Origin of the sequence: Pseudomonas sp. NPDC090201, from assembly GCF_044746825.1 — a bacterium.
Taxonomy (GTDB): Bacteria; Pseudomonadota; Gammaproteobacteria; order Pseudomonadales; family Pseudomonadaceae; genus Aquipseudomonas; species Aquipseudomonas putida_AD.
Genome location: NZ_JBIVCX010000001.1, coordinates 225,407 through 241,855, shown reverse-complemented (window position 1 = coordinate 241,855; position 16,449 = coordinate 225,407). Strand labels below are relative to the sequence as shown.

Here is a 16,449-nt window from a genome sequence, read left to right as displayed (position 1 = left end):
GAATTTTCACTGCTTCTTCGTGAAAATCCGCAGCGCCTTGCCTGTGCCCAGTCCCACCGGCGGGAGAAATCGGCCGGGCGTTGATGAAGAATGCAGCGCATCGGTGATAAAGCGCAGGCGTTCACGTAGTATTTGCCCCCCGCGACCGGACCTGCATTGCAGCTGCGGACGCGTAGGCTTTCTGAACCTAAACCTGAATCCAACGGATCCCAAGACACATGGCCAAAACGGACGCCCCGGCGCGCGCGCCGCAACCTACCGTCAAATCGCACCTGGCTTACACGCTGTTGAGTGGCCTGGCGCTGATGGTCCTGTACACCCTGCTGCGCGTGGCGCTGCTGGTCTACAACCGTGAAGGGATCGGCGCCACGCCGGCCTCGACGTTCATCGAGGCTTTCGGCAACGGGCTGCGTTTCGACCTGCGCCTGGTGGTCTACATCCTCATCCCGCTGCTGCTGGCGCTGTTCAGCGCACGGTTGATGGCTGCGCGAGGTTTCTTCCGTTTCTGGCTGACGCTGGTGGCGAGCCTCACCACGTTCTTCGGCCTCATGGAGATGGACTTCTACCGTGAGTTCCACCAGCGCCTGAACGGCCTGGTGTTCCAGTACGTCAAGGAAGATCCGAAAACCGTTCTGAGCATGATCTGGTACGGCTACCCGGTGGTGCGCTACCTGTTGGCGTGGGCGCTGCTGACCTGGCTGCTGAGCCTGGTGTTCAAGGGCATCGACCGCCTGACCCGGCCGCGTGGCGGCTTCAACATCGGCAGTTCCAGCAACCGCATCGTTGCGCCGTGGTACACCCGCGTCGGCGTGTTCGTGCTGTGCCTGGTGGTGGCGGTAATCGCTGCGCGCGGCACCTTGCGTCAAGGCCCGCCGCTGCGTTGGGGTGATGCGTACACCACCGAATCGAACTTCGCCAACACCCTGGGCCTGAACGGTACGCTGACACTGATCGCCGCCGCCAAGAGCCGGATGTCCGAAGATCGCGACAACATCTGGAAAGCCACCCTGCCAGTTGCTGAGGCGCAGCAAACCGTGCGCGACATGCTGCTGACCGCCAACGAGAAACTGGTCGATCCAGGCACCGCCGCCGTGCGCCGCGAGTTCACACCGCCTGCCAGCAACACGCTGCCGATCAAGAACGTCGTGGTGATCCTGATGGAAAGCTTCGCCGGTCACTCGGTGGGCGCGCTGGGCGACGAATCGAATATCACCCCGTACTTCGACAAGCTGTCCGAGGAAGGCCTGCTGTTCGACCACTTCTTCTCCAACGGCACCCACACCCACCAGGGCATGTTCGCCACCATGGCGTGCTTCCCGAACCTGCCGGGCTTCGAATACCTCATGCAGACGCCTGAAGGCAGCCACAAGTTGTCCGGCCTGCCGCAACTGCTGAGCGCGCGCAAGTACGACGACGTGTACGTCTACAACGGGGACTTCGCCTGGGACAACCAGTCCGGGTTCTTCAGCAACCAGGGCATGACCAACTTCATTGGCCGCAACGACTTCGTCAATCCGGTGTTCTCCGACCCGACCTGGGGCGTGTCCGACCAGGACATGTTCGACCGTGGCGCCGAAGAGCTGAAAGCCCGCGAGGCCAAGGGCAAGCCGTTCTACGCCTTGTTGCAAACCCTGTCGAACCACACCCCGTACGCCCTGCCAGCGAACCTGCCGGTGGAGCGCGTCACCGGCCACGGCACGCTGGATGAGCACCTGACGGCCATGCGTTATTCCGACTGGGCCCTTGGGCAGTTCTTCGAGAAAGCCAAGAAAGAGCCTTACTACAAAGACACCTTGTTCGTTGTAGTCGGTGACCATGGTTTCGGGAACAACGAGCAGATCACTGAAATGGACCTGGGCCGTTTCAACGTGCCTATGCTGATGATCGCACCGGGCCTGCAGGACAAGTTCGGCAAGCGCAGCAGCATCGTCGGCACGCAGATCGACATCGTGCCGACCATCATGGGCCGTCTGGGTGGCGACACCGTGCACCAGTGCTGGGGCCGCGATCTGCTGAACCTGCCGGCGGGCGACCTGGGCTTTGGCGTGATCAAGCCGTCGGGTAGCGAGCAGACGGTGGCGATCGTCACTGGCAACCGCATCCTGATCGAGCCCAAGGAAATGGAGCCGAAGGTCTACAGCTACGAGCTGGGCACCAAGCCTCATGCTGAACTCGTGCCGGACGCACCTGACGTCGCCGAGCTGCGCAAGAAGCTCGACAGCTTCCTGCAAACCGCGACCAAGAGCCTGCTGGACAACACCGCTGGCGTGAAAGACGCCAAGCCGTGATGGCGAGTCGTTGATCAGAAAAGGGGCCTTCGGGCCTCTTTTTTATTGGGCGCTCGTCAGCATTCCAATCGACCCGACACCCCGTAGCAGCACGGCTTGCCGGCGGGAGCGATTTCAAGATCGCCGACGCCGGCAAGCCGGACTGCTACGGGAGGGCGTACACCCAAGCTCTTGATCTTGATCTTGATCTTGATCTTGATCGTGATCGTGATCTTGATCTTCTTACGCGATGGCACAGGCGCCGCCGAACGCGACGTTAAGGCGCCAGGCCGAACGGAGGTGTCGTGGAGGGGGATGAGCGGCAGGGAAGCCGCGAAAGCCGTGCGGGCCAGGGACGGCCCATCACGGCGTGCCCCCGGAACGGCGCCGGAGGGAGGGAACCGAGACGAAGTCGCGGCCCAGCCTGTCGCAGGGCTTTTTTGGTTACTTTTTCAGCTCTTGGAAAAAGTGACCCGCCGTAAGGGCGGAAAGGTGAATCAGCGTCACCCTCGTCAACGGATATGCTCATCGAATTCTAAACCGCCGTGACGCTCGCATTCGGGACATATCCATTGTCGCGGCGGTTGGGCTTATGGGTTTCGCCCCTTACGGGCGACCTACTTTCTTTCGGGAAAGTAGGCAAACCATTTGCTCCTGGCTGGGGTCCTTCGGACTTCCCTCGACTCCGGCGCCGTTCCGGGGGCACGCTGTGATGGGCCATCCATGGCCCGCACAGCTTTCGCGGCTTCCTGCCGCTCATCCCCCTCCACGACGCCTGCGCTCGGCCTGGCGCCTTTACGTCGCGCCCTGTGTCGCCTGTACCACCGCGCATGAAGATCAAGATCAAGATCAAAGTCCAAAGCACACCACCGTCCCGTAGCAGTCCGGCTTGCCGGCGTGGGCAATCTTGACGGCGCAAATCCTCTCAGCCCCCATCGCAAAATACCTTGAACAAATCCCAAAAAATCACAGTCCGATTTCGGTAGGCCAACGTGTGGCCTGACTGAGGAGACATTGATGAAAGTCTGGACTGTTTCGTTTCTGGATAAAGAAGGTGTGCAGCAGACCCTCGATCTTGAATCCGAGCTGCGTCCCAGTGAGGAAGAGGCCGCAAGGCGACTGCGCCCACGCCTGTTCCCGGTCACCAATGACCTGGACCTCAATGACCTGGAGGGGCGAACACAGGAGCCCACCGTCAAGACACTCAAGGAACAGAACGCCGTACAGATCATCTCCATCGTCGAGGCGTCTTGAAACTTACTGAGCGACACACCGCAAACTGCCAATTGGCAACGCCCGGACAATGGGCGTAATCTGCAAACGAGGCCGGTGAGGCATCCACCCGAGTCACATCGCGCATGGGTGCCAGATTTGTAACAGCAACACCGGCCTTGCAGCGACATGCTTGAATCCCGGGCGGTGGATGACCCGCCGCTCAACGCCTCTGTTGCAGGGGGCGTTCAGGGATCGTTGAAACTCTATCTATCGTTGCATAGGAGGACGTTTCATGAGCACGACCTACCAGGAAGACATCAGCACCCACGTGCTGCGCCGCATGAAAGAAGGCGGTTTCGACTTCGCCCGCATCCACCCCATCGAGTTCTACGCCGTGTTTCCGGATGAGAAACGCGCGCGTCAGGCTGCGAGAAAATTCCGCGGCGAGTCCCTCAATACTCAAATCAACGCCCGTGAGGACGGTGCGTGGCACCTGCAACTGAGTAAATTGATGTACGCCACCTACGACGCCATAGGAGACTTCGAACAGGACTTTCAAAGCGCGATCATGGGCCTCGATGGCGAGGTCGAAGGCTGGGGCGTGAAGCAGGAGATCAAGCGGCTTCATTGACTCTGACATGGCACACGCCCCTGTAGCGGCACGGCTTGCCGGCGGGGGCGTTGTCTCTGGCAACCCAGCCATGAATGACATACCGCCCGCCAGCAGCCGTGCTGCTACTTGATGACAACCCACGCAAAAATCACGGAACTCGCCGAGACGCCATCAGCCAAAAACAGGGCAAAAAAAAGCCGCTCGAATGGGAGCGGCATAAAGGGAATTACGTTGAAAAATCCGGTAACACGAAAACGTCGCTCTTGCAGTCCGAAGTGACGTTTTTCTGCGTTGATGGGGCAATTATCAGCAAACAAACACCGGCCGGGAAATCATCTCTGGCTATGCTGGTAATAGATTTTCCAGTGACAGAACGCTTCGCCATGAAGCGTTGAAGAAATGGGTAGCCCGCTTGTTGCACAGGAATGGTGCAGGGCTTTCCGCAGTTTTATTCAACCTGTTGAAAATTAAGCGTTTATGCCGCTGGCACGGGCCTTGCGAAGGCCCATGGGTCCATGGTGACAAGGAGTACGGCATGATCCGCACCTTTTATGACGAGATGTACGATGCGAACGGCGCTGTCCGTGCGCATTATCGGGAATTCGCCCGCTGGCTGGGCGAAGCGCCACCTGAGCTGCTGGCTCAGCGTCGGCGTGAGGCCGATCTTTTGTTCCATCGCGCCGGGATCACGTTCACGCTGTACGGAGACGAGCAGGGCACCGAGCGCCTGATTCCGTTCGACACGATTCCGCGCAGCATTCCGGCCAGCGAATGGCGCGTGGTCGAGAAGGGCTGTATCCAGCGCGTCAAGGCGCTGAACATGTTCCTCGCCGACCTCTACCACGACCAGCGCATCATCAAGGCAGGGATCATCCCGGCCGAACAGGTGCTCGCCAACGAGCAATACCAGCTGGCGATGCAGGGGCTGAATCTGCATCGCGACCTGTATTCGCATATTTCCGGGGTCGATCTGGTTCGCGATGGCGACGGCACCTATTACGTGCTGGAAGACAACCTGCGCACCCCAAGCGGCGTGAGCTACATGCTCGAAGACCGCAAAATGATGATGCGTTTGTTCCCCGAACTGTTCGCCGCGCAACGGATTGCGCCTATTGATCACTACCCCAACCTGTTGCTCGACACCCTGAAAAGCTCAAGCCCGCTGGACAATCCCAGTGTGGTGGTGCTGACGCCTGGGCGCTTTAACAGTGCGTTCTTCGAGCATGCTTTCCTGGCGCGGGAAATGGGTGTCGAACTGGTGGAGGGCGCGGACCTGTTCGTGCGCGACGACCGGGTGTTCATGCGCACCACCGACGGCCACAAGCCGGTGGACGTGATCTACCGCCGGCTGGACGACGCGTTTCTCGATCCGCTGGCCTTCAACCCAGAATCGATGCTCGGCGTGCCGGGCCTGTTGTCGGCCTACCGTTCCGGCAACGTGGTGCTGGCCAATGCCATCGGCACGGGCGTGGCCGACGACAAATCGGTGTATCCGTTCGTGACGGACATGATCCGCTTCTACCTCGACGAAGAGCCGATCCTGAAGAATGTGCCGACCTGGCAGTGCCGCAAGCCTGAGGAGCTGTCCCACGTGCTGGCCAACCTGGGTGATCTGGTGGTCAAGGAAACTCAAGGCTCTGGCGGTTATGGCATGTTGGTGGGGCCGGCTGCCACGGCGGCCGAGATCGAGGCTTTCCGCGCACGCCTCAAGGCCAAGCCCCACGCGTACATCGCCCAGCCGACCCTGTCGTTGTCGACCTGCCCGACCTTCGTCGAAAACGGCATCGCCCCGCGTCACATCGATTTGCGTCCGTTCGTGCTGTCTGGCCGCGAAACCCGCGTCGTGCCGGGCGGGCTGACGCGCGTGGCGCTGCGTGAAGGTTCGCTGGTGGTCAACTCGTCCCAGGGTGGCGGCACCAAGGACACCTGGGTGGTCGAGGATTAAGGAAATCTGCCAATGCTAAGTAGAACTGCCTCGGATTTATATTGGATGTCGCGTTACCTGGAGCGCGCGGAAAACCTGGCGCGCATGCTCGATGTCAGCTATTCGCTGTCGTTGATGCCCCAGGATGGACGCGGCGACGGCCTCAACGAAATCGCCATGCCGCTACTGATCACCGGCACGCTGGACGCCTATCTGGAACGCCACGGCGAATTGCACGCCGAGCACATGCTGCATTTCTTCGCCCTGGATTCGACCAACCCGGCAAGCATTTTCAGTTGCCTGGCGGCGGCGCGAGCCAGTGCCCATGCCGTGCGTGGGCGCATTACTGCGGACATGTGGGAAAACATCAACTCGACCTACCTGGAAATTCGCGGGATCGCCGAACAGGGGTTGAGCCGCTATGGCATGAGCCGGTTCTGCGAGTGGGTCAAGGAGCGTTCGCATCTGTTTCGTGGTGCGACCTACGGCACCATCATGCGTAACGATGCGTTTCGGTTCATTCGCCTGGGGACCTTCATCGAGCGCGCCGATAACACCCTGCGCATGCTCGATGCCCGTTACGAGATGCTCGAATTGCGCGGCCCGTCCGCCGATGCTGCCGCCGACAGTTCGGCCGCCGGTTATTACCAGTGGAGCGCCTTGCTGCGGGCCCTGTCCTCGTTCGAGGCGTACACCGAGGTGTACCGCGATGCGCCGGGTGCGCGGCAGGTCGCCGAACTGTTGCTGTTGCGTGCCGACATTCCGCGTTCGTTGCGTGCCTGCCTTGAAGAACTGGACATGATCCTGGCCAGCCTGCCCGGTGCCAATGGCCGCCCGGCCCAGCGCCTGGCCGCCGAACTGGACGCACGTCTGCGCTACACCGGGATCGACGAGATTCTGGACGAAGGCCTGCACGAATGGTTGAACGAATTCATTCCGCTTTTGGCCCAACTGGGTGACGTTATTTACACTTCCTATCTGGAGGCAGCATGAGACTGTCCATTAGTCACGAGACCACCTATCACTACGACGATCAGGTCCGCGCCAGCATCCAGTATTTGCGTCTGACCCCACACGACAGCGAGCGCCAGCAGGTGCTGAGCTGGCAGTTGGCATTGCCGCGCCCGGTGCGGGCGCAGGTCGATCCGTTCGGCAATATCCTGCACGTACTGACGCTGGACGAGCCCCATGAGGCCATTGTCATCGGCGCACGAGGGCAGGTGGAGATCGACGAGACGCGCGAGGCCGAACATGAAAGCCAGTCGTCGCTGCCGTTTCTGCGTTTCACCCGCCTGACTGAAGCGGACGAGGCGATTCGCGAGTTCGCCGCCAGAGAAACCAAAAAGCGCACCGATCGTACTGCGCTGATCGATCTGATGCAGGCGCTGAACCAGCACATCGTCTATACCCCCGGCGCCACGGCCGTGGACACCAGCGCAGCGCAGGCCTTTGCCAACGGGGCAGGGGTTTGCCAGGACCACACCCATGCGTTCCTGGCGTGCGCCCGCAGCCTGGGCGTGCCGGCGCGTTATGTGTCGGGATATCTGTACAGCGACGGCAGCGAGCATCTGTCCGGTCATGCATGGGCCGAAGCGTGGCTCGATGACGCCTGGTACAGCTTCGATGTGACCAATCAGCTGGCTGTCCCTGAGCGTCACTTGAAGCTGGCGGTGGGCCTGGATTACCTGGATGCCTGCCCGGTACGTGGGATGCGTCGCGGTGGCGGTTGCGAGCAGATGCACGCGAAGGTGGCGGTGTCGCCGTCGGCGCCGGTGGCAATGCCTGTGGTGCAGATGCAGGTGCAACGCCAGTCGTGATGTAGGGTGAGTATCTCCCCGTAGGAGCGCGCTTGCCCGCGACCGAGGTGTGTCATGTGACGATTAGTTGTCTGACACACCGCCATCGCGGGCAAGCGCGCTCCCACAGGGATCAAGGCGCGGCTCTTCTTCCCGCCATATGCTTCAGATAACTCACCACCTGCCCCAATTCTTCGTCGGACAGCACATCCTTCGAAATCGCCGGCATCTTCGCCTGTGGCCACTGGCGCAGATTCTGTGGGTCGCGGATGTACAGCTTCAGATAATCGCCGGCAAAGTATTCAGTGGGGCTGTGCGGGATATTCAGGTCCGGCCCCAGTTGTGAGTCCCCCGCGCCATTGAGGCGATGACAGGCGAAGCAATTTTTCTGAAACAGCGCAAAGCCCTTGTTCACCGGATCGTCAGCCGACAGCTTGGGGTCGGGCAGCAGCGCCGGAAAACGCTCGGCCACGGAGGCCAGTAGGCGAATCTTTCCAACGGCGTAAGGCCATTGTTCGGGGCTGATTCTGCTGGCAGCCGGGTCGGTCCAGACCAGGTAGAAAGGCCCGGCTCCGGGTTTATCCTTGCTCAGGCCCGGCCACGGATGCGCAGGATCCTCCACGGCGAGCCAGGCCTGGGAGCCGGTCTTTTGCAGCAGTGGCGCGGCAGGCATCTCGGCGGCGAAGCCATCGGTGGCCACGGCCTGCAGATGCGCATCGCTGGACACGCCTTCCAGCAACACGGAAACCGGCACTGCGCGGTAATGCATGTCACGTTTGTAGGAGACGTCCCCGGGTATGTCGATATCCCCGGCCTGGGGATGGCTGAGCAACTGGGCGGTGTCCCAGGTGTGCGTGCCATCGGCCAGCTCGACAGTCAGTTGGGCAGCATGAAGCGGCATCGCCAGCAGTAAGCCGGCCAGCGACAGCAATGGGCGCAAGATGTGAGTTACTCCGTTAGATCTCAGCCGAATAATCTAGTGAGGTTTGGCAAGATCAACAAGAGTGTGGTGGCGAAAACAATCAGTCCCGCTTGACGTACTTTCGAATGCTTGAACATGGCGTATGCCTTCTTTTTGTTATTCCTGAGCGACAAAAGCTTCCCGCCCTCATAAAGAAGAAGCGGCAGCTGGCAAAGGTGAAATCCAAAGAGCAGGTGTCCCGACAAGTAGCCGGTGACGGGGCGCTGGAATGAAACTTTGTTATTGCGCCTCTGCTACAGACTTAACCTTAGAGCCCGCGTGCGACGCGGCTTAGATCGGTTTGATATGAATAATTCGATTTGGTTAGGAAGAATGGTGATAAAGCCTTTGGCCAGTATCCGACACTCCCTTGCTAGACGCCTTGGGCCAGATCAGGGGCTGTCCGATAGCTCACTACCGTTCGTCCGAGTCCGAAACTTCCTACAACGAGCTAACCTTCACCACAGTCAAGTGAACTGAGCACTTCGATCATTGAACACATCTGTGTGACGGTTATCGTGTCGACAGAAAAAAAATCCAGCAGGGCAGCGAGGGACACAATGACTGAGGCGTTTATTTACGATGCGTTGCGCACGCCACGAGGCAAGGGCAAGGCCGACGGATCGCTGTACAGCGTCAAGCCGGTGGATCTGGTGGCAGGGCTTCTGACCGAGTTGCAATCGCGCAATCGTCTGGACACCCGTCAGGTTGACGACATCGTACTGGGCTGCGTGACGCCGGTGGGCGACCAGGGCGCTGACATTGCCAAGACTGCCGCACTGGTGGCCGACTGGGCCATCGACGTGGCCGGAGTGCAGGTCAACCGGTTCTGCGCCTCGGGGCTTGAAGCGGTGAACCTGGGGGCGATGAAAATTCGCTCGGGCTTCGAGGACATGGTGGTGGTTGGCGGCGTGGAGTCCATGTCGCGGGTGCCGATGGGCAGCGACGGCGGCGCCTGGGTGCTCGACCCGCACACCAACCTGCACACCCACTTCACCCCGCAGGGCATCGGCGCGGACCTGATCGCCACGCTGGAAGGCTTCAGCCGCCAGGACGTCGACAACTTCGCCCTGCAATCCCAGCAAAAAGCGGCCCGTGCCCGCCAGGCAGGCGCGTTCAGACGCTCGCTGGTACCGGTTCGCGATCAGAACGGCGTGCTGCTGCTCGACCACGACGAATTCATCCGTGCCGATTCGAGCCTTGAAGGGCTGGGCGCACTCAAGCCCAGTTTCCAGGCCATCGGCCAGATGGGCTACGACGCCACGGCCTTGCGGGTCTACAGCCACGTCGAGCGCATCGAGCATGTGCACACACCCGGCAACAGTTCGGGCATCGTCGATGGCGCGGCGCTGATGCTGCTGGGCTCCGAGGAGAAGGGCCGGGAACTGGGGCTCAAGCCCCGCGCCAGGATTGTCTCGGTGGCGGTAACCAGCACCGATCCGACCATCATGCTCACCGGCCCCGCGCCCGCCACGCGCAAGGCCCTGGCCCGGTCGGGGCTGAGCATTGACGACATCGACCTGTTCGAAGTCAACGAGGCCTTCGCCTCGGTGGTGCTCAAGTTCATCAAGGACATGGTCGTCGATCCGCACAAGGTCAACGTCAATGGCGGCTCGATCGCCCTGGGCCATCCGCTGGGCGCCACCGGCTGCATCATTCTGGGCACCTTGCTCGATGAACTCGAAGCGCGGCAGTTGCGCTATGGCCTGGCGACCTTGTGCGTCGGCGGCGGCATGGGGATTGCGACCATCATCGAGCGAGTTTGATTGCCCGGTCCACGGGGTGATTATTGATGCCTATATAACAACAGTTTCAGGAAGAACGACCGCATGACTGATGCCATCCAGTACGAAATCGGGCCCGATCAGATCGTCACGCTGACGCTGGACATGCCTGGCCAGCAGGCCAACACCATGAACCAGACCTGGCGCCAGGCCATGGCGCAGACCGTCGCCCGGCTGCAGGCCGAGCGCGACAGCATCCTCGGCGTGATCCTGCGTTCGGCGAAAACCACCTTCATGGCCGGCGGCGACCTCAACGAATTGATTCAGGTGGACAAGGCCCGTGCCCAATGGTTTTACCAGATGACACTGGACCTCAAGGCGCAGCTTCGGGCTCTGGAAACCCTGGGCAAACCGGTGGTAGCCGCGATCAATGGCGCGGCGCTCGGCGGAGGCTGGGAGCTGTGCCTGGCGTGCCACGGGCGTATTGCGCTGGATGACAGGCAGGTGCGCCTGGGCTTGCCGGAAGTCACTCTGGGCTTGCTGCCCGGTGGCGGCGGCATGGTGCGGCTGGTTCGCATGCTGGGGCTGGAAAAGGCGCTGCCGTTGCTCATGGAAGGGCGTTTGCTCAGCGCGCAGCAGGCCCTCAAGGTCGGCCTGATCGATCAACTGGCCAGCGATGGCGATGACCTGCTGCTCAAGGCCCGCGCCTGGATTTTCGCCAACCCGGCGCCGGTCAAGCCTTGGGATGCGCCGGGTTTTCAGATCCCCGGTGGTACGCCGTCTCACCCCAAGGTCGCGCAGATGCTGGCGATTGCGCCGTCGATCCTGCGCAGCAAGACCCAGGGCTGTTATCCGGCGCCGGAGAAGATTCTCGCCGCCGCCGTCGAGGGCGCGCAGGTGGACTTCCACGCCGCCGAGCAGATAGAGGCGCGCTATTTCACTGAGCTGACCACCGGGCAGATCCCCAAAAACATGATCGGCACCTGGTTCGCCCTCAACGAGCTGAACGCCGGAGAGTCGCGGCCCAAGGCGCCGCCGGTGTATCACATGCGCAAGGTCGGGATTCTCGGCGCCGGCATGATGGGCGCGGGGATCGCCTGCGTCACTGCCAGGGCAGGGGTCGATGTGGTGCTCAAGGACATCAACCTGGCCACCGCGCAGAAGGGCAAGGACTACACCGTCAAGGTGCTGGACAAACAGATCGAAAAAGGGCGGCTGACGGTCGAACAGCGTGATGCGATTCTGGCGCGGATCAAGACCACCGGCCGCGACAGCGATCTGGAAGGCTGCGACCTGATCATCGAAGCGGTGTTCGAAGACCGCGAACTCAAGGCCCAGGTCAGCGCCGCCGCCGAGCAAGTGGTGGTGCCCTACGCGGTGATCGCCTCCAACACCTCGACGCTGCCCATTGCCGGCCTGGCAAGCGCGGTGACCCGGCAGGAGCGCTTCATTGGCCTGCACTTTTTCAGCCCCGTGGACAAGATGCGCCTGGTGGAAATCATCAAGGGCCCACGCACCAACGACATGACCCTGGCCCGGGCGTTCGACTTCGTGCAGCAGATCGGCAAGACGCCCATCGTGGTCAATGACGCTCGCGGCTTTTTCACCTCCAGGGTGTTCGCCACCTTTACCAACGAAGGCATTGCGATGCTCGGAGAGGGCATTTCGGCGGTGATGATCGAGACAGAAGCGCGCAAAGCCGGGATGCCGGTGGGGCCGCTGGCGGTGTCCGACGAGGTGTCGCTGAGCCTGATGAGCCACATTCGCCAACAGGCGCGCAAGGACCTGGCGGCTGAAGGCGTGACGATGGTCGAGCACCCGGCCAACGCGATGATCGATCTGCTGCTCAACGAGTACCAGCGCGCGGGCAAGGCGGCCGGCGGCGGGTTCTATGACTATCCCGAAGGCAAGCCGAAACGCCTGTGGCCGCAACTCAAGTCGCGCTTCGAGAAGCCTGGGGCGCAGATTGCCGGGCAGGATATCCGCGACCGGTTGTTGTTCATCCAGGCCATCGAGACCGTGCGCTGCATCGAGGACGGTGTACTGCGTTCGACCATCGACGCCAACATCGGCTCGATGTTCGGGATCGGCTTTCCGGCCTGGACGGGCGGGGCGCTGCAATTCATCAATCAGTACGGGCTCAAGGACTTCATCGCCCGCGCGCAGTACCTGGCCGAGCATTATGGCGAACGCTTCGAGCCGCCGGCGTTGCTGCTGGACAAGGCGCTGAACAACAAGTTGTTTTAAATCCCGGGCGACGACGTGCCGGCACACACGCCCCTTGCCTTGACCCCGGCTTCAAGGCAGGCTTGGCTGTGTGCATTTTCGCCTTGTCGCTTCAGGTATTTTTATGTCGTTACGCATCTGCATTCTTGAGACTGACGTTCTTCGCCCGGAACTGGTGGATCAATATCAAGGTTACGGGCGGATGTTCCAGTCACTGTTTTCCCGCCAGCCCATCGCCGCCGAATTCGTTGTCTACAACGTGATGCAGGGCAGCTACCCGCCGGATTCCGAGCAGTTCGATGCGTACCTGATTACCGGTTCCAAGGCTGACTCTTTTGGTACCGACCCCTGGATCCAGACCCTCAAGACCTATCTGCTTGAACGCTACAAGCGTGGCGACAAATTGCTGGGCGTATGCTTCGGCCACCAGTTGCTGGCCTTGCTGCTGGGCGGCAAGACCGAGCGGGCGACCCAGGGTTGGGGCGTGGGCATTCACCATTACGACCTGGCCCCGGCCAAGCCATGGATGACCCCGGCGATGGACAAGCTGACGCTGCTAATCAGCCATCAGGACCAGGTCACCGCGCTGCCTGAAGGCGCGACGGTCATTGCTTCAAGCGACTTCTGCCAGTTCGCCGCCTACCACATCAACGATCAGGTGCTGTGCTTCCAGGGCCACCCGGAATTCATCCACGACTACTCGCGCACGCTGCTCGACATCCGTCAGGAAGCGCTGGGCGAGCAGGTGTACAGCAAAGGCATCGCCAGCCTTGAAGAAGACCACCACGGCGCTACCGTGGCTGAATGGATGATGCGTTTCGTGGCGAACAAGCCCCAAACGGCCTGACACCCCTCGATTCCTCGCGGCGCGCGCCCAACCTGTAGGAGCGCGCTTGCCCGCGACGGCATTCGTCCTGTGCCACATATGAACCTGACAATACGCCGTCGCGGGCAAGCGCGCTCCTACAAACGGGGATCGTTTACAACCAGCCCGACCGCTTGAAGCTGGCGAACAGCAGGGTGCAGCCCCCCAGAATCACCCCCAGCGCGATGAAGTAGCCGTAATGCCAGCTCAGCTCGGGCATGTTCTGGAAGTTCATCCCGTAGATCCCGGCAATCGCCGTGGGAAACGCCAGGATCGCCGCCCAGGCCGCGAACTTGCGCTGGGTCAGGCTCTGCCGCGATGACTCCAGCAACAGCCCGATCTCGATGGTCTGGCTGGCGATGTCCCGCAGGTTGGCCAGGTCTTCCATCTGGCGCTTCACGTGAATCTCCACGTCCCTGAAATACGGGCGCATGTTCTTGTCGATGAACGGGAAACTGAGTTTCTGCAATTCTTCGCCGATCTCCACCATCGGCGCCACGTACCGGCGCAGCCGCAGCAGATCCCGACGCAGGCTGTGAATGCGATGAATATCGGCCTCGTTCAGCTCGGTGCTCAGCACGCTGTGTTCAAGCTCTTCGAGTTCGCAATGAATGGCCTCGGTCACCGGCTGGTAGTTTTCGGTGACGAAATCCAGCAGCGCATAGAGCACGAAGTCTTCGCCGTGATGCAGCAGCAGAGGGCGGGCCTCGCAGCGTTGGCGCACCAGCCCGTAGGACTTGGAGTGGCCGTTGCGCGAAGTGATGATGTAACCCTTGCCCGCGAAAATGTGCGTCTCGATGAAGATCAGCTTGCCGTCTTCGCGGATCGGTGCGTAGGTGACGATGAACAGTGCATCGCCAAAGGTCTCGAGCTTGGGGCGGCTGTGAACTTCCAGCGCATCTTCGATGGCCAGTTCGTGCAGGTTGAACTGCTTCTGGAGCGTGGCCAATTCCTGGGCATTGGGCTGCTCAAGGCCGATCCAGACGAAATGCCCAGGCTTTGCAGCCCAGGCCGCGCCCTCGTCGAGGGTGATGTTGGTGACCTTCTTACCTTCACTGTAAACCGCGGCAGCGACAACTCGGCCCATGGTGATTCACTTCTTCTTATCAGGAGGGACTGACACGCAGCTTAGCGCGCCTTCCTGATTCAGAGTCGGTGAAAATCAGTGAGTTCGGGTGTTTTGTGCAACTTGTTCAGCTGCGGTTTGGGAAGGCTGTGAGCGTGTCTGCAATTGTCCGTCCATCTGCTCGATGCACGCCTTCATCTGACTGTGGCACTGGGCGATCAGGTCATGGATATCGGCATCGGTCAGGCGGGTGGTGGAGATCGCCGGCAAGGCGCGAATCATCACCTGGCCGCTGTCCCAGGCATCCAGGCGCATGTCGCGCACATAGGTGCTGACGCACACCGGAATGATCGGCACACCGGCATCGACCGCCATCTGGAACGCACCACGCTTGAAGGGCAGCAGACCCTTGCCCAGGTTGCGCGTACCCTCGGGGAACACCCAGATCGAGGTGTCCTTGCGTTGCAGGGTTTCGGTGGTCTTGCGGATGGAAAGACGCGCACGCAGCGGATTGCCACGGTCGATCAGCACATTGCCGGCCAGCCAGAACAACTGGCCGAAGAAGGGCACCCATTTCAGGCTTTTCTTGCCGATGCACACGGTGCGTGGCGGCACGATGTTGCCCAGGATGAACAGGTCGTAGTTGGACTGGTGGTTGGCGACGATCACACAGGGGCGGCTCTTGTCGAAATTCGCACCCATTTCGGCCTTGAGGCGCAAGCGCAGAATCCACATGGCGGGCAATGCATAGAAGCGCGCGCACAAACGGCTGTTGTCCGGATTGAACGGGCGGCACAGGCCCAAGATCAACCCCAATGCGCCAACCACGACAAAATGCACCGCCATCAGCAACATACGCAGGACAAACAGCATGCAGACCACTCTGGAAACAAAAAAGGTGGCGCAGTGTACGGATGTGCACTTGAAGGGGCAATTGCCATGCAGACGGGTGGCGGGGGAGAGGTTAAGCAGATGTTTCAAACACTCCATCCCGTAGCAGCACGGCTTGCCGGCGGGGGCGGCGCATCAGCAACACATTCGTCGCCTGACACACCGCTCCCGCCGGCAAGCCGTGCTGCTACGGACCGAGCTAGAACGAATGCTGCTTATCCAGTTCGATGGCCTTGTCCAGGGTTTCGAGGAAGTCCTTGCGCACTTTCAGTTTGGTCTGCTTGTGGGCTTTCATGTTGATCTTCTTCAACTGCAAGGCCACGGTGCGGGCGGTGTCGACCAGCTCTTCGGGGGCGACCACCTTGTCCAGGAAACCCGCCTCGACCGCAGCCTTGGGCGAGAACATCTCGCCGTTGATCACCGAGCGGCCGAAGGCGCTTTTATTCAGGCGGTCACGGGCCAGCTCGATACCTGCATGGTGCATGGTCATGCCGATCTGCACTTCGTTCAGGCCGATGCTGAACGGGCCATCGACGCCGATGCGGTAATCGGCCGACAGCAGCAGGAATGCGCCCTTGGCCACTGCATGCCCACCGCACGCCACGACGATTGGAAACGGATGCGACAGCATGCGTCGCGCCAGGGTGGAACCTGCGGCCACCAGGCCCAGCGCGGCCTCGGGGCTGGACGTCATGATCTTGAGGTCATAGCCGCCCGAGAGAATACCCGGCTGGCCGGTGATGATGACCACGGCGCGGTCCTTTTCGGCCTGATCCAGCGCGGCGTTGAACGCGGCAATCACGTCATCGCTGATGGCGTTGACCTTGCCGTTGCTCAGGGTCAGCGTGGCGACGCCGTCATCCAGTTGATAGGCGACCAAATCACTCATGGGGGCGAGTCC

General features: G+C 61.1%; 14 protein-coding genes. 10 read left to right on the top strand and 4 right to left on the bottom strand.

Going from position 1 to position 16,449, the window contains the following annotated elements; all coding sequences use genetic code 11:
- Nucleotides 1-218 precede the first annotated feature (218 nt).
- The 7 genes from ACIPOO_RS01025 to ACIPOO_RS00995 all read left to right on the top strand — a co-directional run bounded on the left by ACIPOO_RS01025 (nt 219) and on the right by ACIPOO_RS00995 (nt 7,836).
- Nucleotides 219-2,288, top strand: a complete 2,070-nt coding sequence (locus ACIPOO_RS01025; protein WP_400603785.1) for an LTA synthase family protein — start codon at nt 219-221, stop codon at nt 2,286-2,288.
- 996 nt (nt 2,289-3,284) lie between these two features.
- Complete coding sequence (locus ACIPOO_RS01020) at nt 3,285-3,521, top strand: hypothetical protein (protein ID WP_400603782.1); 237 nt, start codon at nt 3,285-3,287, stop codon at nt 3,519-3,521.
- Between the two features lie 253 nt (nt 3,522-3,774).
- Nucleotides 3,775-4,113 carry a ribonuclease E inhibitor RraB gene (locus ACIPOO_RS01015; RefSeq protein WP_274136847.1) on the top strand — a complete coding sequence of 113 codons (339 nt, stop codon included), beginning with the start codon at nt 3,775-3,777 and terminating at the stop codon, nt 4,111-4,113.
- Nucleotides 4,114-4,187: 74 nt separating this feature from the next.
- Complete coding sequence (locus tag ACIPOO_RS01010) at nt 4,188-4,490, top strand: hypothetical protein (protein ID WP_274136849.1); 303 nt, start codon at nt 4,188-4,190, stop codon at nt 4,488-4,490.
- 140 nt (nt 4,491-4,630) lie between these two features.
- Complete coding sequence (locus ACIPOO_RS01005) at nt 4,631-6,040, top strand: circularly permuted type 2 ATP-grasp protein (RefSeq protein WP_274136851.1); 1,410 nt, start codon at nt 4,631-4,633, stop codon at nt 6,038-6,040.
- A gap of 12 nt (nt 6,041-6,052) precedes the next feature.
- Nucleotides 6,053-7,012 (top strand): alpha-E domain-containing protein, encoded by a 960-nt coding sequence (locus tag ACIPOO_RS01000; protein ID WP_274136852.1) that lies wholly within the window; start codon nt 6,053-6,055, stop codon nt 7,010-7,012.
- Nucleotides 7,009-7,836, top strand: a complete 828-nt coding sequence (locus tag ACIPOO_RS00995) for a transglutaminase N-terminal domain-containing protein (protein ID WP_400603778.1) — start codon at nt 7,009-7,011, stop codon at nt 7,834-7,836. Before ACIPOO_RS01000 ends, ACIPOO_RS00995 begins: the two co-directional genes overlap by 4 nt.
- A 112-nt stretch (nt 7,837-7,948) precedes the next feature.
- Here the strand turns inward: ACIPOO_RS00995 and ACIPOO_RS00990 are convergent, their stop codons facing one another.
- Entirely contained in the window at nt 7,949-8,716 is a 768-nt protein-coding gene (locus ACIPOO_RS00990) for a c-type cytochrome (protein ID WP_400605146.1), read from the bottom strand.
- 620 nt (nt 8,717-9,336) lie between these two features.
- Here ACIPOO_RS00990 and ACIPOO_RS00985 point away from each other — a divergent pair.
- The 3 genes from ACIPOO_RS00985 to ACIPOO_RS00975 all read left to right on the top strand — a co-directional run bounded on the left by ACIPOO_RS00985 (nt 9,337) and on the right by ACIPOO_RS00975 (nt 13,573).
- Entirely contained in the window at nt 9,337-10,542 is a 1,206-nt protein-coding gene (locus ACIPOO_RS00985; protein ID WP_400603776.1) for an acetyl-CoA C-acetyltransferase, read from the top strand.
- 63 nt (nt 10,543-10,605) lie between these two features.
- Nucleotides 10,606-12,747, top strand: coding sequence for a 3-hydroxyacyl-CoA dehydrogenase NAD-binding domain-containing protein (locus ACIPOO_RS00980; protein WP_400603774.1), 2,142 nt, complete (start codon nt 10,606-10,608; stop codon nt 12,745-12,747).
- 103 nt (nt 12,748-12,850) lie between these two features.
- Nucleotides 12,851-13,573, top strand: coding sequence for an amidotransferase (locus tag ACIPOO_RS00975; protein ID WP_400603771.1), 723 nt, complete (start codon nt 12,851-12,853; stop codon nt 13,571-13,573).
- Between the two features lie 133 nt (nt 13,574-13,706).
- Here the strand turns inward: ACIPOO_RS00975 and ACIPOO_RS00970 are convergent, their stop codons facing one another.
- The 3 genes from ACIPOO_RS00970 to ACIPOO_RS00960 form a co-directional block, all read right to left on the bottom strand.
- On the bottom strand, nt 13,707-14,678 hold the full coding sequence (locus ACIPOO_RS00970) for a magnesium and cobalt transport protein CorA (RefSeq protein WP_274136362.1): 972 nt from the start codon (nt 14,676-14,678) through the stop codon (nt 13,707-13,709).
- A gap of 75 nt (nt 14,679-14,753) precedes the next feature.
- Nucleotides 14,754-15,530 (bottom strand): 1-acylglycerol-3-phosphate O-acyltransferase, encoded by a 777-nt coding sequence (locus ACIPOO_RS00965; protein WP_400603769.1) that lies wholly within the window; start codon nt 15,528-15,530, stop codon nt 14,754-14,756.
- A gap of 217 nt (nt 15,531-15,747) precedes the next feature.
- Nucleotides 15,748-16,437, bottom strand: coding sequence for a crotonase/enoyl-CoA hydratase family protein (locus ACIPOO_RS00960; protein ID WP_274136360.1), 690 nt, complete (start codon nt 16,435-16,437; stop codon nt 15,748-15,750).
- Between the last annotated feature and the right edge of the window lie 12 nt (nt 16,438-16,449).